Origin of the sequence: Streptomyces sp. NPDC005492 (genome assembly GCF_040605995.1) — a bacterium.
In the GTDB taxonomy this organism is placed as follows: Bacteria; Actinomycetota; Actinomycetes; order Streptomycetales; family Streptomycetaceae; genus Streptomyces.
Window position 1 is genome coordinate 25,228 of sequence record NZ_JBEXDX010000004.1, and the last position, 26,598, is coordinate 51,825.

The 26,598-nt window shown below is 69.8% G+C and carries 22 protein-coding genes; 11 read left to right on the top strand and 11 right to left on the bottom strand.

The features are described 5' to 3' along the window. The first annotated feature begins 101 nt into the window (after nucleotides 1-101). Nucleotides 102-878 carry an SDR family oxidoreductase gene (locus ABZT04_RS07190; RefSeq protein WP_356053929.1) on the top strand — a complete coding sequence of 259 codons (777 nt, stop codon included), beginning with the start codon at nucleotides 102-104 and terminating at the stop codon, nucleotides 876-878. Nucleotides 879-897: 19 nt separating this feature from the next. Here ABZT04_RS07190 and ABZT04_RS07195 read toward each other — a convergent pair whose 3' ends face one another. Further along, nucleotides 898-1,200, bottom strand: coding sequence for an antibiotic biosynthesis monooxygenase (locus ABZT04_RS07195; protein ID WP_356053931.1), 303 nt, complete (start codon nucleotides 1,198-1,200; stop codon nucleotides 898-900). Between the two features lie 106 nt (nucleotides 1,201-1,306). Here ABZT04_RS07195 and ABZT04_RS07200 point away from each other — a divergent pair, with 106 nt between their 5' ends. Continuing rightward, the gene (locus ABZT04_RS07200; protein WP_356053933.1) at nucleotides 1,307-2,269 is read left to right on the top strand and encodes a helix-turn-helix domain-containing protein; all 963 of its coding nucleotides are present in this window, start codon (nucleotides 1,307-1,309) and stop codon (nucleotides 2,267-2,269) included. Between the two features lie 12 nt (nucleotides 2,270-2,281). On the opposite strand, the gene ABZT04_RS07205 is transcribed toward ABZT04_RS07200, so the two are convergent. Both ABZT04_RS07205 and ABZT04_RS07210 read right to left on the bottom strand, forming a co-directional pair. Then, nucleotides 2,282-3,214 carry an NADP-dependent oxidoreductase gene (locus ABZT04_RS07205; RefSeq protein ID WP_356053935.1) on the bottom strand — a complete coding sequence of 311 codons (933 nt, stop codon included), beginning with the start codon at nucleotides 3,212-3,214 and terminating at the stop codon, nucleotides 2,282-2,284. Continuing rightward, on the bottom strand, nucleotides 3,211-3,666 hold the full coding sequence (locus ABZT04_RS07210; protein WP_356053936.1) for a MarR family winged helix-turn-helix transcriptional regulator: 456 nt from the start codon (nucleotides 3,664-3,666) through the stop codon (nucleotides 3,211-3,213). The genes ABZT04_RS07205 and ABZT04_RS07210 overlap by 4 nt, the downstream gene beginning before the upstream one ends. A gap of 129 nt (nucleotides 3,667-3,795) precedes the next feature. Here ABZT04_RS07210 and ABZT04_RS07215 point away from each other — a divergent pair, with 129 nt between their 5' ends. Next, nucleotides 3,796-4,452, top strand: a complete 657-nt coding sequence (locus ABZT04_RS07215) for a maleylpyruvate isomerase N-terminal domain-containing protein (RefSeq protein ID WP_356053937.1) — start codon at nucleotides 3,796-3,798, stop codon at nucleotides 4,450-4,452. Between the two features lie 61 nt (nucleotides 4,453-4,513). Here ABZT04_RS07215 and ABZT04_RS07220 read toward each other — a convergent pair whose 3' ends face one another. Both ABZT04_RS07220 and ABZT04_RS07225 read right to left on the bottom strand, forming a co-directional pair. After that, nucleotides 4,514-6,295 carry an FAD-binding dehydrogenase gene (locus tag ABZT04_RS07220; protein ID WP_356053939.1) on the bottom strand — a complete coding sequence of 594 codons (1,782 nt, stop codon included), beginning with the start codon at nucleotides 6,293-6,295 and terminating at the stop codon, nucleotides 4,514-4,516. Between the two features lie 145 nt (nucleotides 6,296-6,440). Continuing rightward, nucleotides 6,441-7,139 (bottom strand): SDR family NAD(P)-dependent oxidoreductase, encoded by a 699-nt coding sequence (locus tag ABZT04_RS07225; protein ID WP_356053941.1) that lies wholly within the window; start codon nucleotides 7,137-7,139, stop codon nucleotides 6,441-6,443. 87 nt (nucleotides 7,140-7,226) lie between these two features. Between ABZT04_RS07225 and ABZT04_RS07230 the strand changes: the two genes are divergently transcribed. Next, nucleotides 7,227-8,111, top strand: a complete 885-nt coding sequence (locus tag ABZT04_RS07230) for a helix-turn-helix transcriptional regulator (RefSeq protein ID WP_356053943.1) — start codon at nucleotides 7,227-7,229, stop codon at nucleotides 8,109-8,111. Between the two features lie 5 nt (nucleotides 8,112-8,116). On the opposite strand, the gene ABZT04_RS07235 is transcribed toward ABZT04_RS07230, so the two are convergent. The 5 genes from ABZT04_RS07235 to ABZT04_RS07255 all read right to left on the bottom strand — a co-directional run bounded on the left by ABZT04_RS07235 (nucleotide 8,117) and on the right by ABZT04_RS07255 (nucleotide 13,285). Further along, a complete protein-coding gene (locus tag ABZT04_RS07235) occupies nucleotides 8,117-9,025 on the bottom strand; it encodes an expansin EXLX1 family cellulose-binding protein (protein WP_356053945.1) in 909 nt (302 codons plus the stop codon). A gap of 165 nt (nucleotides 9,026-9,190) precedes the next feature. Next, nucleotides 9,191-9,784: a hypothetical protein gene (locus ABZT04_RS07240; protein WP_356053947.1), complete on the bottom strand. Its 594-nt coding sequence runs from the start codon at nucleotides 9,782-9,784 to the stop codon at nucleotides 9,191-9,193. A 223-nt stretch (nucleotides 9,785-10,007) separates the two neighbouring features. Beyond that, a complete protein-coding gene (locus ABZT04_RS07245) occupies nucleotides 10,008-10,337 on the bottom strand; it encodes a hypothetical protein (RefSeq protein ID WP_356053949.1) in 330 nt (109 codons plus the stop codon). 130 nt (nucleotides 10,338-10,467) lie between these two features. Further along, nucleotides 10,468-11,904 carry a carboxylesterase family protein gene (locus ABZT04_RS07250; protein ID WP_356053951.1) on the bottom strand — a complete coding sequence of 479 codons (1,437 nt, stop codon included), beginning with the start codon at nucleotides 11,902-11,904 and terminating at the stop codon, nucleotides 10,468-10,470. Between the two features lie 94 nt (nucleotides 11,905-11,998). Continuing rightward, nucleotides 11,999-13,285 (bottom strand): MFS transporter, encoded by a 1,287-nt coding sequence (locus ABZT04_RS07255; protein WP_356053953.1) that lies wholly within the window; start codon nucleotides 13,283-13,285, stop codon nucleotides 11,999-12,001. Nucleotides 13,286-13,424: 139 nt separating this feature from the next. On the opposite strand from ABZT04_RS07255, the gene ABZT04_RS07260 reads away from it, so the two are divergent. The 7 genes from ABZT04_RS07260 (at nucleotide 13,425) to ABZT04_RS07290 (ending at nucleotide 25,464) form a co-directional block, all read left to right on the top strand. Beyond that, the gene (locus ABZT04_RS07260; RefSeq protein ID WP_356053955.1) at nucleotides 13,425-14,678 is read left to right on the top strand and encodes an ROK family transcriptional regulator; all 1,254 of its coding nucleotides are present in this window, start codon (nucleotides 13,425-13,427) and stop codon (nucleotides 14,676-14,678) included. Between the two features lie 566 nt (nucleotides 14,679-15,244). Next, nucleotides 15,245-16,252 carry a LacI family DNA-binding transcriptional regulator gene (locus ABZT04_RS07265; RefSeq protein ID WP_356053957.1) on the top strand — a complete coding sequence of 336 codons (1,008 nt, stop codon included), beginning with the start codon at nucleotides 15,245-15,247 and terminating at the stop codon, nucleotides 16,250-16,252. A gap of 267 nt (nucleotides 16,253-16,519) precedes the next feature. Continuing rightward, nucleotides 16,520-17,854 carry an ABC transporter substrate-binding protein gene (locus ABZT04_RS07270; RefSeq protein ID WP_356053959.1) on the top strand — a complete coding sequence of 445 codons (1,335 nt, stop codon included), beginning with the start codon at nucleotides 16,520-16,522 and terminating at the stop codon, nucleotides 17,852-17,854. Between the two features lie 7 nt (nucleotides 17,855-17,861). Further along, nucleotides 17,862-18,809: a sugar ABC transporter permease gene (locus tag ABZT04_RS07275; RefSeq protein ID WP_356053961.1), complete on the top strand. Its 948-nt coding sequence runs from the start codon at nucleotides 17,862-17,864 to the stop codon at nucleotides 18,807-18,809. After that, on the top strand, nucleotides 18,806-19,663 hold the full coding sequence (locus tag ABZT04_RS07280; RefSeq protein WP_356053963.1) for a carbohydrate ABC transporter permease: 858 nt from the start codon (nucleotides 18,806-18,808) through the stop codon (nucleotides 19,661-19,663). The genes ABZT04_RS07275 and ABZT04_RS07280 overlap by 4 nt, the downstream gene beginning before the upstream one ends. A 29-nt stretch (nucleotides 19,664-19,692) precedes the next feature. Beyond that, a complete protein-coding gene (locus tag ABZT04_RS07285; protein ID WP_356053965.1) occupies nucleotides 19,693-22,413 on the top strand; it encodes an alpha-mannosidase in 2,721 nt (906 codons plus the stop codon). Between the two features lie 6 nt (nucleotides 22,414-22,419). Beyond that, entirely contained in the window at nucleotides 22,420-25,464 is a 3,045-nt protein-coding gene (locus tag ABZT04_RS07290; RefSeq protein WP_356053967.1) for a glycoside hydrolase family 2 TIM barrel-domain containing protein, read from the top strand. Between the two features lie 63 nt (nucleotides 25,465-25,527). On the opposite strand, the gene ABZT04_RS07295 is transcribed toward ABZT04_RS07290, so the two are convergent. Continuing rightward, nucleotides 25,528-26,586, bottom strand: a complete 1,059-nt coding sequence (locus ABZT04_RS07295) for an ABC transporter substrate-binding protein (RefSeq protein ID WP_356053969.1) — start codon at nucleotides 26,584-26,586, stop codon at nucleotides 25,528-25,530. Nucleotides 26,587-26,598 lie beyond the last annotated feature (12 nt).

A 26,598-nucleotide genomic window follows, 5' to 3' on the forward strand; every position in this document is an offset into this window, starting at 1 on the left:
TGAAACTTCAAGCGGGACGGGTGGTGCTCCCGTGGTCCCTCAGGCCGCCCACCACAAAAGGCAGTTGCCGATCCCATGCCGGTCGTGAACGATCTCGGAACATGACGAGTAGCGACGGCCACCCACCTGCCCGCCCCCTCGCACTGATCACCGGAGTGGGCCGGACCGTCGGCATCGGTGCGGGTATCGCCGATCGGCTGGCGGCCTCCGGCTGGGACATCGCCTTCACCTTTTGGTCTGCCTACGACGAACGCATGGACTGGGGCGTCGAGTCCGGCGCCACCGGCGCGATCACCGATGCCCTCGCCGTACACGGCGCCGCCACCAGGGCCGTCGAGGCGGACCTCGCCGACCCGGACTCTCCGGCCCAGGTCTTCGACGAGGTCGAAAGGCGACTCGGCAAGGTCACCGCCTTGGTGATGTGCCACTGCGAGTCGGTCGACTCCGGGCTGCTCGACACCACCGTCGAGAGCTTCGACCGGCACTTCGCGGTCAACGCGCGCGCCACATGGCTGCTGATCCGCGAGTACGGCCGGCGGTTCGCCGCCGCGCCGGGCAGTGGGCGGATCATCGCTCTCACCAGCGACCACACCGTGAACAACCTCCCGTACGGCGCGAGCAAGGGTGCCCTGGATCGGATCACCCTCGCCGCGGCCCATGAATTCGCCCACCTCGGTGTCACCGCCAACGTCATCAACCCGGGCCCGGTGGACACGGGTTGGATGACGGTCGAGGGGCGCGCGCACATGATTCGCCAGACGCCGCTGAACCGTCTCGGCACCCCGCGGGACACCGCTCACCTCGTCGACTTCCTCTGCTCGCCGGAAGGCCAGTGGATCAATGGCCAACTCCTCATGAGCAACGGCGGATTCGCGTAGCGCGCCCGTTTTACCGAGTTCAGGAGACCTTGACCCCCAGCAGGTCGACCGGGGCTATCACCGGCGGCGCGCTCAGCTTGGTCTGCGCGGCCTCCCCCAGCGCCTCGGCGATCCGGCCCGTCAGGTGGGCCTGACGTCCCTGCTCGTCCTCGAAGGTGTCGAAGACCCCGAAGGTCGTGGCGTTCTCACGGAACGCGAACCACGTCACCGTCTTCTCCTCCCGCTCGGCCAACTCCTGCGCACCGCGGAGCATGGCCTCCACCTCGTCGGCGAATTCGGGCTTGGCCTCGATGCGTACCAACAGACCGACCTTCACTGTCATCACTCCTTGCGTACGAACCGCCGGGCTCCCGGCGCACGACGAACCTATGGCGGCCGCCGGTGATCACATCAGTGGCAGAAACGACACGGTTGATATCGTTCCCGCCATGGATGTAGCGGTCGTCGTCTACGACGGGGTGTTCGACTCGGGGCTCTCGGCCATCCTCGATGTGCTGAGCTACGCCAACGCGTTGGGCGAGCGGATCCACGAGCCGTCGCCGACCTGGAACGTGACACTGGTCGGCCCCGCCCCGCAGGTGCGGACCCGTACCGGATTCCTCGTGGCTCCCGAGCCGCTGGAGCTCGCCGAGACGGCGGACCTTCTGGTCGTCCCGGCGCTCGGGCAGAGCGATGCCGCCGCGCTGCTCGACCATGTCGGCGGTGAGGAGTCCCGTCCGGTGCGGGACCTCGTGGTGCGAACTCGCGCCCGGGGTACGCCCGTTGCCTCGGCGTGCGCGGGTACCTTCCTCCTGGCCGAGGCGGGAGTGCTGGACGGGCTGCGCGCCACGACGACCTGGTGGTTGTCGCCGGCGTTCCGGAGCCGCTATCCCGAGGTGCGCCTCGATCACAGCCGGATGGTCATCGCCTGCGAGGGCATCACCACCGCCGGCGCGGCGTTCGGCCATGTCGATCTCGCGCTGGCGATCGTCCGGACCGGCAGCCCCGCGCTCGCCGACCTGGTCGCCCGCCATCTCGTGGTCGACGAACGCCCCTCGCAGGCCGCGTACACGATTCCCAGCGCACTGGCCCAGAGCGATCCCACCGTCGCGGCCTTCGAACTCTGGACCCGGGAGCATCTGGCCGAGCCCATCACCATCCCCGAGGCGGCCGGCGCCATCGGTGTGAGCGAGCGGACGCTGCAGCGTGCCGTGCAGCGCACCATGGGCACCTCACCCATCCGCTTCGTCCAGGACCTGCGGATCGAGCGCGCCTCCCATCTGCTGCGCACCACCGGTCTGTCCCTGGAGACCATCTCCAGGAAGGTCGGTTACGAACACCCCAATACCCTGCGGGTGTTGCTCCGCGAGCGCACCGGGAAGACCACGTCGGCCCTCCGCGGCAGCAAGTGATGTCGGGTCGGTTCAGGGGATGAGCACGATCTTCCCGCGCGTGTGGCGCTGTTCGAGTTCGGCGAACGCGTCGCGGACGCGGTCGAGCGGGTAGCTGGCGGCGATGGGGATCTCGATGCGGCCGGAGGCGACGAGGTCGGCCATCTCGGTGAGGACCTCGCGGGTCGAGGCGTCGACGCTGCCCGCGCTCCTGGTGCCGAGTTCCTGTGCCTTCTGGAACGAGATGATCGTCTCGATCCGGTCCACGGGGATGCCCAGATCGGCGGCGAGTTGGACGTATTGGGGACCGAAGAGGTCGATGAAGGCGTCGATCCCGTCGGGTGCGGCGGCGGTGAGGTTCTCGGCGAGCTGGTCACCGTACGGAACCGGCGTCGCGCCATGGGCGGTGAGCCAGTCGGCGTTGGCGGATGAGGCGATGCCGAGGACGTGTGCGCCCCGTACGGCGAGGAGTTGGACGACGACGGTACCCACGCCACCGGCGGCGGCCGAGACGGCGACGGTCTCACCGGGCTTGGGGGCCACCGCGTCCGCGGCGGCCCACGCGGTGCAGCCGACGACGTAGAGGCAACCGGCCACCTCCCAACTGAGGGCGTCCGGCTTGGGGATGAGCTGCGACGCCGGTACGACGACATGGGTGGCGTGGCTGGAACGGCCCCAGGAGAAGCCGAGGACCTCGTCGCCGAGGCTGAAGTCGCTGACGTCCGCGCCGAGTTCGGTGACGACACCGGCGAGGTCGCTGCCCTGGCCGGACGGGAACGTCGCGGGGAGCCGCTCGTGCATCGCGCCCGAACGGATCGCCGCCTCACCGGGGTTGATCCCGGCCGCCCTGACCTCGACGAGGACTTCCCCCGCGGCGGGTCGGGGCATGGGTACCTCTTCGACATGGAGGACGTCGCGGTCGCCGTACTGGTCGAAGCGCACGGCTCGTGCTGCTGCGGGGCTCATCGGGTCTCCTTCGTCAGGGGTGTCGGCGCGGGCGGGGTGGCGGCACGGAGCACGGCGAGCGCGTCGGCGAGGTGACCGAGTGCCGCGTCCGGGAGCGGAGCGGCCAGCCGGGCCGAGAGCTCGCGATCGAACACCGGTCCGGCCTCAGTCACCAACTCCTGTCCGGCCGCCGTCAGTTCGACGATCGAGGAGCGGCGGTCGGTGTCGTGGGGCCGCCGCGCGCAGTGGCCCAGTCTCTCCAGCCGGTCGACGGCCTGGCTGGCGCCGCCGACGGTGATCGAGAGGGCGGCGGCTATGTCGTTCACCCGGCAGGAGCCCGCGCGCTCGACGACGAGCAACACATTCAGACCGCCCAGGGTCACACCGCACTCGTCCCGGAGCCGGGCGTCGATCCCGTTCCACAGGTCCGTCTCGAAGCGCACCAGGTCGTCGAAGACTTGCCGTAGGTCCACGGGCAGGGCCCCTTCCCGCTAGATGCATTAGCTCTAATTATCTTAGCTCTAATGTACTGGAGGCACACCGCCGAATCACCTGACACGGTCCGCTTGCGGGCCGCTGTGACGTCGCCCTAGCGTTCCGGGATGGATCTCTTCTCACGCTCCTGGACCGCGCTGCTCACGGCGGTAGCCGACCTTGAGGACGAGGACTTCGCCCTGCCGTCGGGCTGCGCCGGCTGGCTGGTGCGGGATCTGGTCTGTCATCTGGTCATCGACGCCCAGGACGTGCTGATCACCCTCGTGACTCCGGCCGCCACGGAACCGACCCGCGACGCGGTGACCTACTGGACGGTCACACAGACGCCGCCCACCGGCCAGGACCCGCTCGACGCGCTGATCGTCCGGCTGGCCGCCGCGTACGAGGAGCCCTGGTTGCTCAAGTTCCATCTGGACGACGTCGGTTCGGCCGCAGGCCGTGCCGCCCGGCTCGCCGACCCGGCCCTGCGGGTCGGCACCCAGGGCGAGGTGCTCACCGCGGGCGACTATCTCTCCGCGTACGTCCTGGAGTGGACCCTGCACCATCTCGACCTGGTCGCGCACCTCCCGCACAGGCCGGGGCCGCCCGCCGAAACGCTCGCCGGGGCACGCGAGTTGCTGGAGAAAATCGCCGGAGCCGCCTTCCCCGCGCCCTTCTCCGACCGGGACGCCCTGCTCGTCGGTACCGGTCGGCGCGCTCCGACGGATGCGGAGAAGACACAACTGGGCGCGCTGAGCGCGAAGTTGCCGCTCGTCCTCGGGTGACACGTCGGCAACCCGGGGTGGCTGCACCCGAGTTGCCGACGAGCTGAGAACGCTGTACCACTCAGATCGCGGCCGCCGCCGCGCGTCCCGCCTGGCGGCCGGAGAACAGGCAGCCGCCGAGGAAGGTGCCCTCCATCGAGCGGTAGCCGTGCACTCCCCCGCCGCCAAACCCGGACACCTCACCGGCCGCGTACAGACCGGGAATCGGTGTGCCGGAGGCGTCCAGGACGCGGCCGGAGAGGTCGGTCTGAAGCCCGCCGAGGGTCTTGCGGGTGAGGATGTTGAGGCGGACGGCGATCAGCGGTCCTGCGCTCGGGTCCAGGATCTTGTGGATCGCGGCCGTGCGGCTGAGTGAATCCCCGGGGTAGGACAGGGCGTTGCGGATGCCCATCACCTGGGCGTCCTTCGAGTACGGGTTGTCGATCTCGCGGTCCCGTGCCTCGATCTGCCGCTGGAGGTCGGCCAGTTGGATGAGGCCGTCGCCGGTGAGCTTGTTCATGCCGAGGACCAGTTCGGAGAGGCTGGAGGCGGTGACGAAGTCGACCCCGTTCTTCCTGAACTTCTCGATCGGCTCCGGCGTCTGCCAGATGCGCGAGAGGAGCATCAGGATGTCCTTGTTGGTGAGGTCCGGGTTCTGCTCGGAGCCGGAGAGGGCGAACTCCTTCGCGATGATCTTGCTCGTGGTGATGAACCAGGAGTAGTCGTAGCCGCTCGCGGTGATCGAACCCAGGGTGTGGAGCGTGTCGTAGCCCGGCATGTCGGGGGCGGAGAAGCGCTTGCCCTTGGCGTCGAACCACATCGAGGACGGTCCCGGCAGGATGCGGATGCCGTGGTTGGGCCAGATCGGGTCGTAGTTCCTGAGGCCCTCGGTGTAGTGCCACATCCGGTCGGGGTTGACGATACGGCCGCCCGCCGACGCGGTGATCCCGAGCATCCGGCCGTCCACGTAGGCGGGTACGCCGGTGATCATGGTCTTGGGCGCGTTGCCGAGCCGGGCCGGCCAGTTCTGTCGTACGAGATCGTGGTTGGCGCCTATGCCGCCCGAGGTGACGATGACGACCGGGGCGCTGAGTTCGAAGTCGCCCACCACCGTGCGGGAGGTGGCCTTGCCGCGCTGAGCCGTGCTGGGTTCGAGGATCGCGCCGCGTACGCCGGTGACGGCGCCGCCGGTGCGGACGATCTCGTCGACACGGTGGCGGAACCTGAAGGTCACGTTCCCGCCGGCGACGCCGGCCCGCACCTGCTTCTCGAACGGCTCCACCACGGCCGGGCCGGTGCCCCAGGTGACATGGAAGCGGGGCACCGAGTTGCCGTGTCCGTCCGCGAGGCCGCCGCCGCGCTCGGCCCAGCCGACGATCGGGAACCAGCGGATACCGAGGCCGTAGAGCCAGGACCGCTTCTCGTTGGCCGCGAAGTCCACATACGCCTCGGCCCACTTGTGGGCCCAGTAGTCCTGGCCGGTCGGGTCGTCGATGCCGCGGTCGAAGCCGGCCGTGCCCAACCAGTCCTGCCAGGCCAGCTCTTGGGAGTCCTTGACGCCCATGAGCCGCTGCTCGTCGGAGTCGATCAGGAAGAGGCCGCCGAAGGACCAGAACGCCTGGCCGCCCAGGTTGGACTCGGGTTCCTGGTCCAGGAGCAGCACTTTCTTGCCTGCGGCGACGAGTTCGGCCGTCGCGACCAGTCCGGCGAGTCCGTGGCCGACGACGATGGCGTCGGCGTCCGAGGTGTCGGCCGCGAACGCCGGTACCGCGTGCGCCGCGAGGGCGGCGCCGGCGGCGACACCGCCGGCCACCGTCAGGGCTCTTCGTCTGCTGATCACCGTGGGGGACGGCGCATTTTCCATGGGGTGCCTTCCGAAAGACGTACGGGAGGTGCGGGAGGTGCGGGAGGTGTGACGGACACGTGGAGCGTGCCGCGACACCTCTGTTGTTACCGTCGGTAGCACCCAGGGAAACCAAGCTGTGTCGGGTGTGTTGCGGGAGTGGGCTTCAGGCCAGGTCGAGCGGACCGTCACGGTCGACGAAACGGCCCGAACCGGCGCCGGGACCCTCGGTCGCGAGCCGCACGATCGCGTCGGTTCCCTCGGTGACGGTCTGGGGGCCGCTGTGCCCGTTGAGATCGGTCGCCGTGTAGCCGGGATCGACGGCGTTGACGCGAACGTCCTTGAGGGCCTTGGCGTATTGGGTGGTCAGCATCGTGAGGGCAGCCTTGGAAGCGGTGTACAGGGGCGCTACGACGGAGGACTCGATCCGCGACAGGTCGTGGGTGATGGCGAGCGACCCCATGCCGCTGCTGACGTTGATGACGACCGGATCCGAGGACCGGCGCAGCAGCGGAAGGAAGGCGGTGGTCGTGCGGACCACGCCGAAGAGGTTGACGTCGAAGACTCCGAGCGCGTCCGCGCCGGTCAGCTCGGCGGGGTCGCCGTGCGGTCCGTGCACACCGGCGTTGTTGATCAGGACGTCGAGAACGCCTTCGTGTGCGGCGACATCGGCCGCGGCAGCGGCGACGGAGGCATCGTCGGTGACGTCGATACGGACGAACCGCGCGCCCAGCACTGCGGCGGCCGCAGCACCCCGTTCCTCGTCGCGGGCTCCGACGATCACGGTGTGGCCCAGGGCGAGGAGGCGGCGGGCGGTCTCGTGGCCGAGACCCTTGTTGGCTCCGGTGATGAACGTGGTGGTCATGCGTCGATCGTCCCCATCGGGCCGGAGCCGTGCCAGGGACGCCAGGACCGTAGGAACGGCATTACCAGGATCGGGAGTTGAGGCAGGATGGAGGGCATGGCGACGAACGAGGGGCTCGGGCTGGGTGCGACGATCCGGGCCTGGCGGGAGCGGCTGGCGCCGTCGGCCGTCGGACTGCCGTCCGGCCGATCGCGCCGCGCGGCCGGCCTGCGTCGGGAGGAACTCGCCGAGCGCGCCGGTCTGTCGGTCGACTACGTCGTGCGACTTGAGCAGGGGCGGTCCACGGCCCCCTCGGCCCAGGTCGTCGCCTCGCTGGCGCGCGCCCTGCGGCTGACCGACGTAGAGCGTGACCACCTCTACCGCATGGCCGGGCTGGTCCCGCCGAACGACGAGCCGATCCCCGACCGCATCCCGCCGGGCGTGCGGCGCGTGCTGAGTCGGCTCGGGGACGTGGCGGTCGCCGTGTTCGCCGCCGACTGGCAGTTGATCTGGTGGAACCACGGGTGGGCCGCCCTGCTCGGCGACCCCTCCACCAAGCCGCCCGAACTCCGCAACTTCGCCCGCGAGCGATTCCCGATCGGATCCGGCGACGACGTACGCATCGCCTCATGGCCGGTGTTGGTGCGCGACGGCGAGAGCTCGGACCTGGCCATCGTGTCCGACCTGCGCCGCGCCACCGGCCGCTTCCCCCACGACGCCCGCCTGGCCGGGCTGATCCGGCAACTCACCGCGGGCAACGCGACGTTCGCCCGGTTGTGGGCGAGCGGCACGGTGGCCGCGCACCGCGAGGACCGCAAGACGGTCGACCATCCCGGGGTCGGGCCCGTGGACGTGGACTGCGATGTCCTGACGGACGGCGACTCCGACCTGAAGATCGTCATCCTGACGGCGGCGCCGGGCAGTTCGGACGAGGCGCGGCTACGGCGGGCCATGGCCGACGCCAGCGACAGCACTCCCACGCCTGCCGTCTGAGTAGGTCAGTGCCGGGCGAACTGGACCCGCGTGGGCTGTGTGACGTTCGGTCGCACCGGGAGTGCGTCGCCGACGGTGAGTTGTTCGCCGAAGATGTCGGTGAGCCTGATCTCGCCGCCGCAGCCGGTGCCGTCCTCGGAGAGGAAGTAGTTGTAGTCGGCGCGCGCCAATTGACGCCAGCCACCACCCGCGCGGACCTCGAGGCGGGCCAGCGGATTGCGGTGACCGATCGCCTGGATGCCGCACCAGTAGCGGGTGGAACCGGTCTTGTAGCGGATCGAGATCGTGTCGGACGTACTGGGGCTCACCAGGTTCCAGGTGATCGGGATCCGCCCGGCGGAGGGGCTGGCGAGCTTGGCGAAGGCCTGGGCGCTGAGGTCGATCTGGCCGGGGGCGCAGTCCCCCGGGCACTCGTTGGTGATGCGGACCGTCACGGTGGCGCCGCTTGCCGCGCGCACGCGTACGTACGCCCCGCACGCCTTGGACGACTCGTAGTCGGCGGTGTTCATCGCGCCGGTCAGGACGTCACTGCTCGGGTCGTACAGGCAGGCACCGCTGCCGTCCGCGTCGTAGAAGGTGGCGACTCCTCGGTAGGTGACACCGGGCCGAATGCGTCCCGCCAACGAGGCGGTGGTGGAGGCCTGTTGGCGGGCCTTGGTGGGCGACGGTACGGCCGAGGTGGCACTCGCGTGATGGGTCGGCGTCGCCGACGGCTTCTTCGAGGGGGCGGTCGGCCGCGCGGAGACGCTCGACGTGCCGCTCACGGACGGCGAGTTGGTCGCGGAGCCGCTGGCTGTGGGTTCGGACACGGCCGCGACGTCCTCGCCGCTGTCGTGGCCGGGCAGAAGCACCAACGCCAGGGAGACGACGATGAGTACCGCGGCCGCCGACAGGAACAGCCACCGCTTCGACACCGGACCTCCTTGACGGCCGCCACCCGCTGCTCGGAGTGAGGGAAGCAGCGATCGTGTCAGGCCCGGGGATACGGCGGCAAGCCCTTTCTGTGAAGGCGCAGTTGGGGACGGGTGTGACTCCTCGGGCTGATGGTTCTCCTGGTGCGTGCTTGCGGTGAGGGTCGGTCAGTGAGGGGCGAAGCCGTGGGCCCGGCTCCACCGCAGTGTTGTCTTCCTGCCGAAGACGACCCCTTGTCCGTCGGCGGAGACGGAGACCCGTTCCCAGCCGTCGAAGTTCTTCGTGACGTCGACGCTCCACCCGGTCAGGCCGCCGGTGGCGACCGCGGCGATGGACTCGGTCGGAGGCTCACCGTCGTAGCAGTACGGGCCGAAGTCCGCGATCGCCGCGACGGTGCCGTTGTTCGTGCGCAGTTCGATGCCCTGGCATGCGTCGGTTCCGGTGCGGTAGATGACGGAGGGTTGGGTCCAGGCCCTCTCTCGGGGGCTGTAGTGCTGCTCGACGAGTCCCTTGCCCCGGCGGTAGTGCAGGGCCACGCGGCGGCCGTCGTCGAGTTTCACCTCGGCGTTGTACGGGCTCGGGCCGCCGCTCCAAGGGAGGTCGCTCTTCTCCAACTCGGAGGCGTACACGGAGGAGTTCGGGGCTGGGCTCGCGATGGGGGCTTGCGTCGCCGACTCCGGGTGACCGCATGCCGGCGCGATGAGCATCACCAGCGCGGCAGCCGTTGTTCTGGCCAGCGCACGGATGCGGGGCTTGTGCATACGGGCCTCCTGTCGCCTCGTCGCAGGCAGCATAAGCGCTGGTCCAGCTGCCCACAGTGGGCTGCCGGTTGCTCAGCAGATCCCTCGCGGCCTGGAGGGCGTCGCGTTCGAGAGACTCGAAAGGCACGTTCCAGTTTTTCTCGTCCCAGTCGGCGAGCGACATCGCGCACCGGACGATCGGCTGAAGTGCGTCCGGGTAGTCGAGGTCCCCGGCTACCTCGGCTCAGATCAGGTCGGCTCCGGTGGACGGGGCAAGGCTGCCGTCGATGATCTGCTCGGCCAGCCAGTATGCGAGGGACCATTTCGCGGCCGTGGGGTCGGCAGGTGGCTCGAAGAACAGGCCCAGCTCGTCGAGTACTTGGTCGAAGAGCTCAGGTGCGTCGGGCTCCTCCCTTCGCGCAAGACCGGCCAGGAGGGGGACGGATGGACTGTCGACGTCCGCGAGGAGTGCGTCCAGCCCCGCCTGGATCAACTGGTCGGATCCCACATGCCGGCCGAACGCGCGCCACCGACCGAGTCGCCCGAGCTGCCTCATGGCCTCTTCCCTGGTCATGCTCACGGCCTCCCTTCACCTGATGGGGGAGCCGATGGTGCCACGACCAGGGCGCGGTTCCGCCACCGAGTTTTCCCGGCGCCCCGCAGATCACGTCGTCGGCGGGGCCGACCATTGCTGCACTACAGCCTCACGGTGTGGCTGCTCGTGCGGTCCAGATGCGGCGTTCCGCGCTCAGTGGGTCATCGAGGGTGTGCGGGGTGATGTCCCAAATCATCGTCGAGCGGCGCTTGTTGGTGTAGCGGGGCCAGTCGGGGCCGGGGTCGAGGTCGCGGACGAAGGCGACCCAGGCGGCGTGCATCGCCTCGGCGAGGGGCTGGGGCGGGTGTGGGCCCGTCGCGGCCGTGACGCGTTCGGCGTTCAGGAGGTCGAAGGCGAAGGGGATCTCGATGCAGTGGGCGGCGCTGCCCCAGGTGAAGTGGTAGAACCAGGTGGGGAGTTCGTGGTGGGCGCGGGCCTCGGCGAGGGCGAGTGAGGGGCCGCGGAAGATGGCGTCGGTGAGAGCCTGGCCCATGCGTTGCGCCGGGTCCTCGTCGGCACGGAGGGCGAGGTATTCGGCCACTGCGGAGGGGTCGAGGCCGTGACTGCCCAGCATGGCTTGTACGGCTTCGGGCGGTGCGGGTGGCGGGGTGGTTCCGGCCGGGGGGTTGAACTCGTGGTGGGTGAAGCCGAGGAGGAGGGGGACGGGGGCGGCGGTGCCGGCCGCGAAGGCGTCGGGGACAGGCACAGGGATCAACTCCCCGTCGGCGAAGGGGGCGAGGGGCAGTCCGGCCTCGGGGGTGGTGAGGGCGTCCTGTAGTGCTAGGAGTTCGTCGCCGGTGAGGTCGCGGAGTGCCGACGCGAGGGCGGGGACGCCGGTGCGTTCGGTCAGGCGGGCCGAGTCGGCGACGGCGTCGCGCGGGAGCTGGGGGGACCTGACCGCGCCGGACTGGGAGATCGCGGCGCGGAAGAGCCCGTGTGCGGAGGGGGTGGCCATCAGGGTCTGCGCGGCGCCGCCGCCGGCCGACTGACCGGCGACGGTGACTTTCCCGGGGTCGCCGCCGAAGGCCTCGATGTTGTCGCGGACCCAGGTCAGCGCGGCGATCCAGTCGAGCACACCACGGTTGTCGGGGGCGTCGTCGAGGTGCAGGAAGCCCTCGATGCCGAGCCGGTAGCCGATGGACACGAGGACGACTCCGTCCCGGGCGAAGGCCGAGCCGTCGTACCAGGGGCTGGCCGCGGATCCGGCGACGTAGCCGCCGCCGTGGATCCAGACGAGGACCGGCAGGGCGGCGCCCGGGTGCGGGTCCGGGGTGAAGACGTTGAGGTTGAGGACTCCGTCGCCCTGGATCGTGGGTTCGGGGATGGTGGTGGGGCCGTCGAGGACGAAGGGGCGGCGTTGTGCGGTGGGCCCGTACCGGGTGGCGTCGAGTGGTTCGGTCCACGGCCTGACCGGGACGGGGGCGGCGAAGCGGAGTGCGCCGACCGGGGGTTGGGCGTAGGGGATGCCGAGGAAACGGGCGGTGGTGTGCAGCCACGTCCCGAGGACGGGTCCCTGGGACGTGGCGGCGATCACGGACTGAGGCACGGAGCGACTTCCTTGGGGAGGTGGGGGGAACGGGTGGTCGTGGAGGTCTCTCGGTGACCTCTGTCCGCGGTCCTGCTTCCTACTTCCTACGTCGTTACTTCACTCCCTTGATCGGCCTGATGGCGAGCGCGCTGATCAGCACGACGGCCATGGCGAAGGCGAACAGGACGCGGTAGCCCGGCAGTTTGTCGGATCCGGCGGCGAAGGAGGTGATGAGCACGGAGGCGATGATCGGTCCGAGCGCCTGCGGCACGTTGGTGGCGATGTTGAGGATGCCGAGGTCCTTGCCGGCCGCCGAGCCCTTGGGCAGGACCTCGGTCATCAGGGCCATGTCCAGCGACATGTACGTACCGAATCCCATGCCGCTGATCAGCGCGTAGGCGTACATCGCGGGCAGGGTGGGGCTGACCAGCGGGATGGCCATGGACAGGGCGAGCAGGACCGACGCGCCGATCACGAAGATCTTGCGGCGGCCGGTGCGGTCGGAGATCTTCGCCGCGGGGACGGCGCCCGCGAGGGTGCCGACGAGGGCGAGCACGGACATCAGCTGCTGGGCGCTGTCCACGGCGTCGGCGTCCAGGCCGACATAGTCCTGGAGGGCGTACCGCTGGTAGGTGGCGACGCCCCAGTAGCCGAGGATGAAGGTCATACGGGCCACGAACGCCCAGGCGAAGTCGGGGTGTTGGCGCGGCGAGACCCAGAAGCCGGTCAGGAACTGGCGCCAGGAGAAGGGCTCCGGTGCCTCGGGGCGGGTCCGGTCGCGGTTGAGGAGGACGAAGGCGAGCACGGTCACGAGGACGATCGCGGCGATGACGCCGTAGCCCAGGCCGAGCCGTCCGGCGTAGCGGGCGGCGACGATCACGCCCAGGGTGGCGCCGAGGTTGGAGCCGAGGCCGACGAAGGCGGAGACCATGCCGAAGCGGCGGGGGGCGACGCGGTCGGCCATGACGGCGGTGAGCGGGGCCTGGATCACGTTCAGCAGTACTTGGACGGCGACCCACAGCAGCGTGAGCCAGAGCAGGGTGGTGGCGTGGGAGATGGCCAGCAGGGTGAGGACCGCGCCGACGGCGCCGAACAGCATCCAGGGGGTGCGGCGGCCGAGGCGGCCTCGGGTGCGGTCGGAGATCGCGCCGATGATCGGCTGGGCGAAGAGCGTGACGATCGACGAGGTCATCGTCACCAGTGCGAGGTTCGATTCCTTCGCGGCGGCGTCGAGGTTCTGGATCTGGGTGGGGAGCAGGACCACCACGAGACCGGCGTAGGCGGTGTAGAGAGCGGCGAATCCCGCGCCCATCGACCACATGAGGACGTTCACCTGGGGGCGGCCCAGGGTGTCGTCCGTTCGGGCGGTGGCGGGGGCGGAAGAGGTCGAAGCGGACAAGGACGCCTCCACGGGGACGGACCGGCGTCGTTGCCGGTGCCGGGAGTATGGCCACGCGGATTTATTTATTTCAAGGCTCGAAAAATAATGTCCTGGCCACCTTGACCGGATCCCGTCCGGCCGGGGCACAATCGTCCGCGTGAACGCACCCGCCGACTCGGCCGACGTACGACGCCGCAATCTGGCCCTGGTACTGCGGTACCTCGACGCCCATGGCCCGTGCGCCCGCACCGAGGTCGCCGTCGGCACCGGGCTGGTGCACGCCACCGTCACCGCGCTGGTCGCGGAACTCATCGACCGCGGCCTGGTGCGTGAGGCGGGATCCGTGCCGTCCGGCGGCCGGGGCCGGCCCCGGCGGCTGCTGGGGCTCGTTCCCGAACGGGTGGTCGTCCTCGCCGCCCAGGTCAGCCTGGAGTCCGTGCATGTCATGGCGGCGGACTTCCAGGGCAAGGTCCTGCACCGCGAGTCGGCGCCCCACCACGCGCCGTACGGCGATCCGCGCGCGCTCGCCGCGGTCATCGGCTGCGTGGTGCGGACGGCCGAGGCGGCGGTACGGGACGCGACACCGCACGCCCACCTCGCCCAACTCGCCGTCGCCATGGCCGGACCGGTCGTCGGCCCCTCCCAACTGGTCGCCGCCGCCATCGACTTCGGCTGGCGCAGCACCGACCTGCGAGCCCTGGTCGCCGCCGAACTCCCCTTGCTCGACTGCCCCGTCGAGGTGGTCAACGACGCCAACATGGCGGCGCTGGCCGAGTACCACGCCCTCGCGGCCGAGGGTGTGCGGCACCCCGACACCGTCGCCTACATCAAGGCGGACACCGGCGTGGGCGGCGGGCTGCTCGTCAACGGCCGGGTGCACAGCGGGAGTCACGGCATGGCGGGCGAGATCGGGCACCTGCCGATCGCGCTCGACGGTCCCGAATGCCGCTGCGGGGCGCGGGGTTGTCTGGCGACCTACATCGGCCCCGAACCCCTGCTCCACGCCGCCGGGTTGGACCGCGTCGCCGAGACACAGGGCGGCGAACCGGCACTCGCCGAACTGGACCGTCGCCTGCGCGCGGGCGATCCCGTCGCTACCGCCGCGCTCGGCGCCGCCGGGGACGCGCTGGGAGCGGCGATCCTCGGCGTCTCCGGTGTCACCGACGCCGGCGAGATCATCCTCGGCGGATACCTCGCCACCTGGGCCCCCTGGCTCAGGCCCGGCCTCGAACCACGACTGGCCGGCCGCCACACCCTGGCCCCCGACATGCAGCCCCTCATCACCTTCGGCGTCCTCGGCGGCGAGGCGACCCTGCGCGGCGCGTTCCAGACCTGCCGCGACGCCCTGCTCGACGACCCGACCAGGGTTCCGGCGACGCCCCGGGCTACGGTCGCCGCGCCGACGCCGTAGAACCTTCCCAGTCGAACATGCTGCGGGCGCGAGGCCGGCAGCTACATCGGCCACGCGCCGACACGCCGACGTGCGGCCACTCATTGGCGGCGAGGCGGCCGGGCGAGGCGCGTCCAGGACCTGCCGCGACACCCCGCTGGACGACCCGACAAGCGCTCCGGCGATCCGCCGAACACCGGTCGCCCCGCCGACGCCGTAGAACCCCCTCCGAGGATCGCACCGTTGACGCGAGGCTCAGCGCGCACAAGCGTGACGGCCGGACACCACGCCCTGGCACAACCCGCAACCACCCATCACCCCCGGCACCCACCGCCGTGAAGCCACCTTGCGCAGCGCCTTCCACACCCGCCGCGACACCCCCACCACCGTTCCTGGCATCCCCCGAACACCTCACCCCCCACCCCCGGTCCACCCCACAGACCCCACCACCTCAGCCCGACCGACCCCACCCCCAGCACCCACACCCCCACCAAAGCCGGAGGCCACCGCTTCGTCCCCCCGCCCCCGTACATGCATACTCGGGCTCTGCGCGCGCACCGGCGTTCGCGAGAAGCGGGAGGTGGGCGATGGTGGTGCCGTCGGCGGCTGGGACCGAGCCGCGGAAGGTCACGATCAATGATGTCGCCGCGTCGGCGGGGGTGTCACGGCAGACCGTGTCACGGGCGCTGAACGACAAGGGCGAGATCGACAGCGAGACGAAACAGCGGGTGCTGGACGCGGCGCGGGCACTGGGCTACCGGCCGAGCCGGTTCGCGCGGGGGCTGGTGCGGCAGGACACGATGACGATCGGGCTGGTCATCCCGGATCTGCTGAACCCGTTCTTCACGGAGGTCGCGGCCGCCGCGCTGGAGGCGGCCCGCACCCGTGGCTGGCAGGTCGTGGTGTACGACACCGGGGACCGGGCGGAGGAGGAACTCGGGACGCTCCAGGTGATCAGTTCGCAGGTGGACGCGGTGATCGGCTACTTCAGTTGCCCCGAGGGCGAGTTGGAGAAGTTCACCCGTGGCATGCCGGTGGTGCTCATCGGGCGTGAGCAGCGGACGCGGTTCAGCGCGATCCGGATCGACGGTGAGGAGGGGGTGCACGCGGCGGTCGCGCATCTGGTCGCGACGGGGCACACGCGGATCGGCATGCTCGACCACCACACCCGCGCCGAGCCGAGCATCCGGCACGAGTGGTTCACCACGGCGGCGAGGGAGCACGGGATCGACGCCGGCATGGTGGTCGGCGCGGATCAGACGGCGGACGGAGGTGGTGCTGCGCTCAGGACCCTGCTCGGCGAGCACCCCGACATCACCGCGGTGTTCACGTTCAACGACATCATCGCGATCGGCGCCCTGCGCGAAGCACGCCGGCTCGGCCGGAGCGTGCCGCGGGAGCTGGCGGTGATCGGCTTCGACGGTCTGCAGCTCGGCGCACTCGTCGAGCCCCCGCTCAGCAGCGTCGCCCTCGACACGCGCCAGCTCGGCGTGCTCGCCATCGAGCAGGTCGCGCGTCTGCTGTCGGGAGGGGAAGCTCTTGCCGCCGACGACCTCGTCGTGCGGGCCGCACTGCGGCTGAGCGGCTCCGCCTGACCGCCGCGCACGCGTCCGGTCCGAATGTCTTGACACCCGCCCGCGCCGAAGCGCAAACTTCCGAGCATTCATAACCCACTTCAAAAGGTCTATCTGCAAGCAGTCCCGGGAGCGCTCACGGGAGCGCTCACGGGACGCTCTTAGACCCCACGACAACCCCGCAACAAATGGTGTGCCCACGTCCCTTCCACCCAGAAGGCATCCCGCCCGAGGGATCAGCATCGAACCGCCTAGCACCGTCGCTAGTCGTTGTCTGGAACGGAAACCATGAGCAGCACAGTCAAGCGCATCCGCCTCGCCTCCGTCGCCGTGGCCGCCAGTGTCGCCGTACTCGCCGGATGCTCGTCGTCCACGCCGTCGGCCAAGACCTCCACGGCCTCCTGCGCACCGGCGAAGGGCAAGGTCACCCTCCAGTACTGGAACACCGTTCCGGGCATGGACAAGGTCGTCGCCCTGTGGAACAAGAAGAACCCGAACATCCAGGTCGAGACGAAGAACATCTCCAACGACCAGTACGGCACCCTCGGCAACGCCCTCAAGGCGGGCAAGGCGCCGGACCTGGCGCAGGTCGGCTACGACGAGCTCCCCAACCTCCGCACCCAGAGCGCCTTCGTGGACGCCTCGGCCTGCTCGGCGGCCACCGCGGCCAAGTCGAAGTTCGTGCCGTGGACCTGGTCGCAGACCAGCTTCGGCGGCACCGGCGTGTTCGCCCTGCCGCAGGACACCGGGCCGATGGCCCTCTACGTGCGCAGTGACATCTTCAAGAAGTACGGCATCGCGATCCCCACGACCTGGGACGAGTACGCGGCCGCCGCGCAGAAGCTGCACAAGGCGGACCCCAAGCTCGACATCACGTTCTTCGACCCGAACAACGCCGAGTGGTTCAACGGGCTCCTCTGGCAGAACAACGCCCAGATGTACAGCTACTCCGGCGACAAGTGGCAAGTCACCGTCGCCTCGGACCAGAGCAAGCAGGTCGCCGACTACTGGCAGAAACTGATCTCCGGCAAGCTCGTGCGCACCGACCTCGCCAACGGTTCGACGCAGATGTACGCCGCGTACCAGAAGGACCAGATCGCCAGCTACGTCGGCGCGGCCTGGGGCTACAGCATGTTCCGCGACAACCTGCCCAAGCAGGCCGGGAAGTGGACGATCGTCCCGATGCCGACGTGGGGTACGAACGGCGCCTCCGGCGACTGGGGCGGCTCGACCGTCGCGTTCATGAAGGGCGGCAAGCACCTCTACGAGTCGGTCAAGTTCAACACCTGGCTCAACACCGACCCGGAGGCCCTCGCGCTGGAGAACCAGTTGGGCGGCCTCTACCCGGCGGCGAACGCCGGGCTCCAACTGCCCGCGCTCTCCAAGGGAGTTCCGTACTACAACAACGAGAAGATCTTCGACGTCTTCGCCGACTCGTCCAAGAAGATCAACACCAGCTTCGCCTGGGGCCCCACCCAGAAGACGGTGAACCTCGCGCTCCAGGACGCGATGGCCAAGGCGGCGGCCGGTGACGGCACGCTCTCCGACGCGCTGTCGGCGGCCCAGGCGTCCGCGCTGAAGTCGATGAAGGACCAGGCGATCCCGGCCGCGGCGGGCAAGTGACCGCACGATGACCGACATCGCAACCCGCGCGACCCGCGTGGTGGCCTCCCACGGGGGCCGTCGCCGACTCAACGGCGGCGGCCCCCGGGCGGGCACCATCTTCGCGTTCGTGATCCCGTTCTTCCTCCCGTTCGTGCTGTTCTACCTGGTGCCGGTCGGCTACGCGCTCTGGCAGAGCGTCCGCGTCGTGCGCCGCACCGGCGGTCAGTACGGCACCTCGTACACGACCTTCGGCGGCTTCGAGCAGTACGGGAAGGTCTTCCAGAACACCGAGTTCTGGTCCAGCGTCGGACGCATCGGACTCTTCGGCATCGTGCAGGTGCCGGTCATGCTGTTCGTCGCGCTCGTCATCGCGCTGCTCCTCGACACTCCCCTGCTGCGGCTCAAGTCGGTCTTCCGCATCACCGCGTTCATGCCGTACGCCGTGCCCGGTGTCATCGCCGCGATCATGTGGTCGTACCTCTACTCGCCCCAACTCAGCCCCGTCGTAGACCTGTTGAACGGCATCGGTCTCAAGCCCGACTTCCTCGGGCCGGGCGCCGTGCTGTGGTCGGCGGCGAACATCTCCACGTGGCTGTGGACCGGGTACAACATGCTGATCATGTTCTCGGCGCTGCAGTCGATCCCGCAGGAGCTGTACGAGGCCGCCAAGTTGGACGGCGCCAACAACTGGACCATCGCCTGGCAGATCAAGGTCCCGATCATCGCCCCGTCGATCGTCCTCACCACGGTGTTCTCGATCATCGGTACCTTGCAGCTCTACGCCGAGCCGGCCGTGCTGCGGCAGATCTCCTCGAACATCTCCAGCACGTTCACCCCGAACATGCTCGCGTACGCGGTGGCCTCCGGGAACAACTACCAGCAGGCCGCGGCGATCTCCGTGGTCATCGCCGTCATCACCTTCGTCCTGAGCTTCGGGTTCATGCGACTGACGTCGAAGAGGGCCGGATTGTGAGCAACCCTTCCGTCAATCGTGAAAGCCAGGTCAGCCGTACGGCCGCCATGGCCCTGATGCTTCTGCTGGCGGTCTACTTCCTGCTGCCGATCTACTTCCTGATCGTCGCGGCCACCAAGCCGCAGGGCGACCTCGCCGCCACCAACGGGCTGACGTTCTCGCACTTCAACCTGTTCGAGAACCTGCGTGTCCTGTTCACCCGCAGCGACGGCATCTTCGGCCGGTGGGCCCTCAACACCGTGATCTACGCGGTGCTGGGCGCGGCCGTGGGAACGCTGATCTCGGCACTGTGCGGCTACGCGCTCGCCAAGTTCCGTTTCCGGGGCCGGGAGTTCCTGTTCTCGGTCATCCTCGGCGGCGTCCTCGTGCCCACCACCGCACTGGCGCTCCCGCTGTTCCTGCTGTTCTCGGCGACGGGCATCGTCAACACCTACTTCGCGGTGTTCCTGCCGAGCATCGTCAGCCCGTTCGGTGTCTATCTCGCGCGGATCTTCGCCAACGCGGCTGTCCCGCAGGAGCTGTTGGAGTCGGCGCGGCTGGACGGGGCCGGTGAGTTCCGTACGTTCTTCTCGGTGGCGTTCAAGCTGATGACGCCGTCGCTGGTGACGATCTTCCTGTTCCAGTTCGTCGCCATCTGGAACAACTTCTTCCTGCCGATGGTGATGCTGCAGAAGGAATCCCTCTTCCCGATCACACTCGGCCTCTACGAGTGGAACGGCCAGACGGCCCGCGCCCCGCTCCTCCAGGAGTCCGTGATCACCGGTTCGCTGGTGTCGATCGTGCCCGTGATCATCGTGTTCATCCTGCTCCAGCGGTTCTGGCGCACCGGACTCGCCGCCGGTTCCCTCAAGTGACCGCCCCCGCACGGAAGGTGCCGCCAGCCATGACCGACTCCGCCGTCTTCGTGCCCCATTTCCACTGGGACCGGGAGTGGTACGAGCCCTTCCAGGTGTTCCGGCACAGACTCGTCGCCGCCCTCGACACGGTGCTGGAGACGGCCGAGACGGACCCGGAATTCCGGTTCACCGTCGACGGCCAAATGGCCGCGATCGAGGACTACTTGGAGATACGGCCGGAGAACCGGGCCCGTGTCGCGGCCCTGGTCGGCGAGGGCCGGCTCGCCGTCGGGCCGTGGCTGATCCTGCTCGACGAGTTCCTCTGCTCCGGCGAGACCATCGTGCGCAATCTGCGCATGGGGTGGGCCGCCGCGGAGGAACTCGGCGGCGCCATGCCCATCGGCTATCTGCCGGACATGTTCGGCCATGTCGCGCAGATGCCGCAGATCCTGGCGCGGGCGGGGATCGAGCACGCGGCCCTGTGGCGCGGGGTGCCCGGCTCCGTCGCCGGTCACGCCTTCAACTGGCGTGCGCCGAACGGCTCCGAGGTCCGTACCGAGTTCCTCTTCGACGGCTACGACAACGGCCTCGACGTCCTGCTGGTGCCCGACCGCATCGGCCGTGCCCTCGGCGACTACGCGGAGATGACGGTCGAGCGATGGGGCGGCGATCCGGTGCTGGCGATGGCCGGCACCGACCACAACGCGCCCGACCCGCAGCTCGCGTCCTGGCTGCGGCGGGCGTCCGGCGAGGGGCGGGCCATCACCGTCGCCACCCTCGACGAGTACATCCGCAAGCACGTCCGCGACGAGGTGTCCACCGTCGTCACGGGCGAGCTGCGCAGTCACGCACGCGGCAACATCCTGCCGGGTGTGCTCTCCGTGCGGCTCGGGCTCAAGCAGCGGATGGCGGTCGCCGAGCGCACGATCGACCACGCCGAGCGCATGAACGCCCTGTGGTCCGGGCGCGACGACTCGCCGTTCCTCGACCTCGCCTGGCACAAGATCATCGAGTCGACCGCGCACGACTCGGTCGTCGGCTCCGGCACCGACGAGACCTGCGACCAGGTCGCCGCCCGGCTCGCCGAGGCCGCGCAGACGGCCCGTGCCGTCCGGGACGCGGCGCTCTCCGAGCCCGCCGCCCGCGTGCCGAGCGACGCCTACCTGGTCGCCAACCCGCTGCCGTCGGCACGGACCGCACTGGTCGAGGTGGATGTCGTAGCCCCGCCGGAGGGGACAGCGCTGATCGCGACCGCCGCCGACGGTTCGACGGCTCCCGTGCAGTTGATCTCCCAAGCACCGACCGTCCTCAGCGACGAGCGCATGGACGCCTCGCAACTCGAACGCGTACTTCGTCGTATCCACCGTCGCGAACTGTTCGGCCGGTTGATCGACCACTACGAACTCGTCCCCGGTGAACTCGTCTTCCACCTCGCCGAGGTACCGAGCGGCGGGCCCTTCGACCTGCTGATCCTGCGCCGCGAGGTCGCCGCCGCGGCCGCCGCGCATCCCGGTGAGTGGCGTGTGCTGACAGTTGAGGAGGCTCGGGCCACCGCACTCGTCCCTGTGCACGTGCCCGCCTCCGGACTGGCCGCCTTCCGGGTCGAGCCGAACGAGACGGCTGGTGCCACTTCGGTCAACTCCACGGCGACCGACCGCACCCTCTCCAACGGCCTGGTCGAGGTCGCGGTCGCCGCCGACGGCACCCTGGACATCACCGGTTCCGACGGCACCGTGCTGTACGGCGTCGGCCGGCTCGTCGACGGCGGGGACCGGGGCGACAGCTACAACTACGCTCCCCCGGCGCACGACGTCCTCGTGTCGGAGCCGACGGAGATCGCCGTCGAACTCCTCGAAACCGGACCGCTGCGTGCACGGCTGCGGGTGACCCGTGTCTACGCGTGGCCGGCCGCGCTCTCCGCCGACCGCGATGTGCGCGACGAGCGGACCGTGCCGACGCCGGTGGAGACGCTGGTGGAAGTGCGCGTGGGCGAACCCTTCGTACGCATCTCCACGTCCTTCCTGAACCAGTCCGCCGATCACCGGCTGCGCTTCCATGTGCCGCTGCCCGAGCCCGTGTTGACATCGGCGTCCGCCGGGCAGTTCGCCGTGACCGAGCGCGGGCTCACCGCGGAGGGCGGCTGGGGCGAGTACCCGCTGCCGACCTTCCCGGCCGGATCGTTCGTGTCGGCCGGTGCCGCCAACGTCCTGCTCGACCACTCCGGCGAGTACGAACTCGTCGGCGACGGCTCCGAACTCGCCGTCACGCTGCTGCGCGCGATCGGCTCGATCAGTGTCAACATCCATCCCCTGCGCGACGAACCGGCGGCGAGCGAGATCCCCGTACCCGGCGCGCAGGATCTCGGGATGCGGATCGAGAACCGGTTCGCCGTCGTGCCCTCGGCGGACGGCTGGCGCGGTGCGCACGCGGTGGCGCTCGCCGAGGAGTTCCGCAACGACGTCCTGGTGACTCGTGGCACCGCGCCCGCCGGGCGTCAACTGCCGCCCGACACGACCGGGTTGCGGGTCGAGGGGACGGGCGTCCTCGTCTCGGCCGTCCGTCGGGTCACCGACGACGAGTACGGGTCCGGCGTCGAAGTGCGGCTGACCGCGATGAGCGACAGCGCGTCGACGGTCCGCGTGACGGGGTCCTTCACCGAGGCCGCCACCGTGGACTTGCTGGGCCGGCCGATCTCGCACACCCAGGTCCGGGACGAGCTCGAACTCGCCCTCGGCCCATGGGAGATCCGCACCGTCGTGCTCCGGTAGACGTCCATGATCGAATGCAGTACGCCCGTTCTGTTCTCACGAAAGCGTTGTGACCTCTTGCTCCCCGAGTCGCTCCCCGAGTCCTCCCCTCTCGTTTCCGACATCGCACCCGGGCATGGCGCGCTGCGCCCGGCCCGCTCGTGGCTGCACTCCGACGCGCCGTCCCGTTCGCTGAACGGGCCATGGCGTTTCCGCCTGTCCCCCACGGCGTCGGCGGGGGAGGACTTCGCGGCCGAGGGCTTCGACGATCACGAGTGGGACAGCGTCCCCGTGCCCTCCCACTGGGTACTGGAGGGCGACGGGGCGTACGGCCGCCCGATCTACACGAACATCCAGTACCCGTTCCCCATCGACCCGCCGTACGTCCCGGACGAGAACCCGACCGGCGACTACCGTCGCACCTTCGACGTGCCCGCCGAGTGGTCGGACGCCGAGCGGGTCGTGCTGCGCTTCGACGGTGTCGAGTCGCTGTTCAGGGTGTGGGTCAACGGGGTGGAGGTCGGCGGCGCGAGCGGCAGTCGGCTGGCCCACGAGTTCGACGTGACGTCCGTGGTGCGCACGGGCGAGAACGTCGTCGCCGTACGGGTGCACCAGTGGTCGGCTGCCAGTTATGTGGAGGACCAGGACCAGTGGTGGCTGCCGGGCATCTTCCGTGATGTCACCCTGGTCGCCCGGCCGGCCGGGGGCATCGAGGACGTCTGGCTGCGGACCGGCTTCGACCAGGGGCGCGGCCGGGTCGACGCGGAGATCACCGCCGACGCCACGGCGTTCCCGGTCACCCTGCGCATTCCCGAACTCGGCGTCGAGCGGGTCTGGGCCACGCCCGCCGAGGTGGCTCCCGTCGACGTCCCGGACGTGGAACCCTGGTCCGCCGAGCTGCCCCGCCTGTACGACGCCACGGTGTCGACGGCCTCCGAGACAGTCGCCCTGCGCGTGGGTTTCCGTACGGTCGAGATCCGCGGGGACCAGTTCCTGGTCAACGGTCGCCGGGTCGTGTTCCACGGGGTGAACCGGCACGAGACGCACCCGGAGCGCGGCCGGGTCTTCGACGAGACGCACGCCCGCGAGGACCTGGCCCTCATGAAGCGGTTCAACGTGAACGCGATCCGCACCAGCCACTACCCGCCGCATCCCCGGCTGCTCGACCTCGCCGACGAGCTCGGGTTCTGGGTGATCCTCGAATGCGATCTGGAGACCCATGGCTTCGGCAAGGTCGACTGGGTCGGCAATCCCAGTGACGACCCGGCCTGGCGCGAGGCCTACCTCGACCGGATCCAGCGGACCGTCGAACGGGACAAGAACCACCCCAGCATCGTGATCTGGTCCCTCGGCAACGAGTCGGACACCGGCAGCAACCTCGCCGCCATGTCGGCCTGGGTGCACGCCCGGGACGCCGACCGCCCCGTCCACTACGAGGGCGACTACACCGGCGAGTACACCGACGTCTACTCCCGTATGTACGCGTCCCTGCTGGAGACCGAGCAGATCGGCACCGACGGTTCCCGTGCCCCGCTGCTCAACTGCACGCCCTCGCAAGGGGCCCGGCAGCGCACCAAGCCGTTCCTGCTGTGCGAGTACGCCCACGCGATGGGCAACGGCCCCGGCGCGTTCGACCAGTACGAGGCGCTGGTCCACGAGTATCCGCGCCTGCACGGCGGCTTCGTCTGGGAGTGGCGCGATCACGGCATCCTGGCCACGGCCCCGGACCGGACGCCGTACTACGCGTACGGCGGTGACTTCGGGGAGGTCCTCCACGACGGCAACTTCGTGATGGACGGCATGGTGTTGAGCGACGGCACCCCGACGCCCAGCCTCCACGAGTTCAAGGCCGTAGTGGCGCCGGTCGACTTCGCGTTCGACGGCGACAAGGTCGCGATCACCAACCTGCGGCATACGGCCGACCTGTCCGACCTGCGCTTCCGCTGGCGGGTCGAGCATGACGGAACGCCGGTGGATTCCGGGGAGTTGGAGGTCCCCCGGGTCGCGGCGGGCGACTCGGGATGGGTGTCGCTGCCAAAGGTGCCGGTGTCTCCCGACGCCGAGACATGGCTGACGATCGACGCGGTGTTGGCGACTGAGACGGCTTGGGCGCCCGAGGGCCATGTGCTCGCAACTGCCCAACTGGACCGCTCACTTCGACGCCCTGTCCCCGGTGCCCGGCCCCGATCCGGCTGGCTGCCCGGCGACGGAACGCTGAGGCTCGGCATCGCCGAGTTCACCGGCGGATCCCTCGCACGCCTCGGCGACCGTCCCGTCGCGGGACCGAGGTTGGAGCTGTTCCGCGCGCCGACCGACAACGACGAGGGCGCGTGGGGCGAGGTCGGGGAGAGCGACGCGAGCGTCTCCGGGGTCTCCAACGCCGAGCTGTGGCGCCGTGATGGACTCGACCGGCTGACGTCGCGACGGGTGTCCGTGGAGCAGACCACGGACGCCCTGCGCACGGTCGACAAGGTCGCGGCCGCCGACTCGGGCCTGTCGGTGCTGGTGGAGTCCGTGTGGTCGCTGGAGGACGACGGTGAACTGGAGCTGCGGGTGGAGATCCAGCCCTCGCGCGGCTGGCGGACGGTGTGGCCGCGGATCGGGATCCGTTTCGACCTGCCCGACGGCACGGCTCCCGTCGACGGCGCCGGCTGGTTCGGCCTCGGCCCGCTGGAGTCCTACCCCGACAGTGTGCGCGCCGCCGTCACCGGCCGGTTCTCCGCCACCGTCCACGACCTCGCCGTCGAATACGCCCGCCCCCAGGAGACCGGTCACCGATCGGCACTGCGCCAACTGTCCCTGACCAGCGGCGACACGGAAGTGCTGCACATCGTGGCCCTCCCCGACACGCACGGGCGCCGCCCCGGCTTCACCCTCAGCCGCCACACCCCGCAGGAGATCGCGCGGTCCCGACACCCGTTCGAACTGCCGGCGTCGACGACCAGCCACCTGTTCATCGACGCGGCCCAGCACGGGCTCGGCTCCAGGGCCTGCGGCCCGGATGTATGGCCCGAGTTCGCGCTGCGCCCCGAAGCCCGGACGATCAGGCTGCGGATCACGGCACCGCAGTAGGCCAGTACATCCGAGGGTGCGGTCCGCACGGCGCGGACCGCACCCTCCTCGGCCGCCCTCGTTCTACGGCAGGTATTTGTCCGTCCAGTTGTCGGAAGTCACCTTGGCCGTCGCGGGCAGTGTGTCCAACGAGTTGATGAACGCCAGCGTCGTGTTCCAGCCCGCGGTTCTCATCGCACCGTCGGCCGGCCAGTCGACCAGCGGCAGGCTCGACTTGATCACGTTCGCCGGCACTCCCGGAAGCGCCTTCTGTGCCACGCTCTGCACTTCCGCGGAGTCGAGGTGGGCGTGCATGTAAGCGGTCGCCTGCTGCACCGCGGTGACGAACTTCTTTGCGGTGGCGGCATGTTGGGACAGATAGCTGTTGCGGGCCACCACCAGGATCGTGTAACCCGTCTTCGCGTCGGACCAGGCCGGGACCTTCGTCGCATCCGCGACCACCACCCCGTCCCCGGAGTCCTGGATCTCCAGCGGGGTCGGTTCGGAGGTGGTGAACCAGTCGATCTCGTTGCTCTTCAGCGCGGCCTTGTCCGCGCTCGCGCTCAGCAGGGAGATCCACTTCACCTTGTCCGGGTCGACGCCGTACTCCTTGAGGAAAAGGCCTGCCTCCGCCTTGGTGTTGGCCGAGCTGGAACCGCCGGTGGAACCGGCCAGCGCCTTGGCGACCTCCGCGGCGGGCGTATCGGCGGTCAGGTGGTGTTCCTCGGCGAACTTGGTGCTGACGATCAGTCCCAGCGGGTTGCCGGCGCCGTCGGTGGAGATCGCGGTCTCCGGGAGATGCTTGCCGATGGCGGACAGGAAGTCGGTGGGGCTGTCGTTGAGGAACTGCACCGAGCCCGACTGGAGCGCCGAGGTGTCGGTCGCGGCGGTCAGGGTCACGAACTTGACCTTCAGGCCCTGCTTGGCGAAGTAGCCGTTGGCTTCGGCCAGGCGGATCGGCAGGTCGAAGATGTTGCCGCCGACACCCACGGTGACCGTGCCGTCCGCAGCGGAGTCGGTGCCGCCGCAGGCGCCCAGCAGCGCGGCACCGAGCGCCGCGGTGGTCGCCACCGCCAGGACACGGATGCCACGGGACAGGTGGAACGTGCGCGGAGCGCGGGCGTGCGGGGTGGGATGCGTCATCGGATCTCCAGT

Coding starts and splice junctions, on each gene's coding strand:
- ABZT04_RS07190 (WP_356053929.1), top strand. CDS start 102: ATGACGAGTAGCGACGGCCACCCACCTGCCCGCCCCCTCGCACTGATC.
- ABZT04_RS07195 (WP_356053931.1), bottom strand. CDS start 1,200: ATGACAGTGAAGGTCGGTCTGTTGGTACGCATCGAGGCCAAGCCCGAA.
- ABZT04_RS07200 (WP_356053933.1), top strand. CDS start 1,307: ATGGATGTAGCGGTCGTCGTCTACGACGGGGTGTTCGACTCGGGGCTC.
- ABZT04_RS07205 (WP_356053935.1), bottom strand. CDS start 3,214: ATGAGCCCCGCAGCAGCACGAGCCGTGCGCTTCGACCAGTACGGCGAC.
- ABZT04_RS07215 (WP_356053937.1), top strand. CDS start 3,796: ATGGATCTCTTCTCACGCTCCTGGACCGCGCTGCTCACGGCGGTAGCC.
- ABZT04_RS07220 (WP_356053939.1), bottom strand. CDS start 6,295: ATGGAAAATGCGCCGTCCCCCACGGTGATCAGCAGACGAAGAGCCCTG.
- ABZT04_RS07225 (WP_356053941.1), bottom strand. CDS start 7,139: ATGACCACCACGTTCATCACCGGAGCCAACAAGGGTCTCGGCCACGAG.
- ABZT04_RS07230 (WP_356053943.1), top strand. CDS start 7,227: ATGGAGGGCATGGCGACGAACGAGGGGCTCGGGCTGGGTGCGACGATC.
- ABZT04_RS07240 (WP_356053947.1), bottom strand. CDS start 9,784: ATGCACAAGCCCCGCATCCGTGCGCTGGCCAGAACAACGGCTGCCGCG.
- ABZT04_RS07245 (WP_356053949.1), bottom strand. CDS start 10,337: ATGACCAGGGAAGAGGCCATGAGGCAGCTCGGGCGACTCGGTCGGTGG.
- ABZT04_RS07265 (WP_356053957.1), top strand. CDS start 15,245: ATGGTGGTGCCGTCGGCGGCTGGGACCGAGCCGCGGAAGGTCACGATC.
- ABZT04_RS07270 (WP_356053959.1), top strand. CDS start 16,520: ATGAGCAGCACAGTCAAGCGCATCCGCCTCGCCTCCGTCGCCGTGGCC.
- ABZT04_RS07275 (WP_356053961.1), top strand. CDS start 17,862: ATGACCGACATCGCAACCCGCGCGACCCGCGTGGTGGCCTCCCACGGG.
- ABZT04_RS07285 (WP_356053965.1), top strand. CDS start 19,693: ATGACCGACTCCGCCGTCTTCGTGCCCCATTTCCACTGGGACCGGGAG.
- ABZT04_RS07290 (WP_356053967.1), top strand. CDS start 22,420: ATGATCGAATGCAGTACGCCCGTTCTGTTCTCACGAAAGCGTTGTGAC.
- ABZT04_RS07295 (WP_356053969.1), bottom strand. CDS start 26,586: ATGACGCATCCCACCCCGCACGCCCGCGCTCCGCGCACGTTCCACCTG.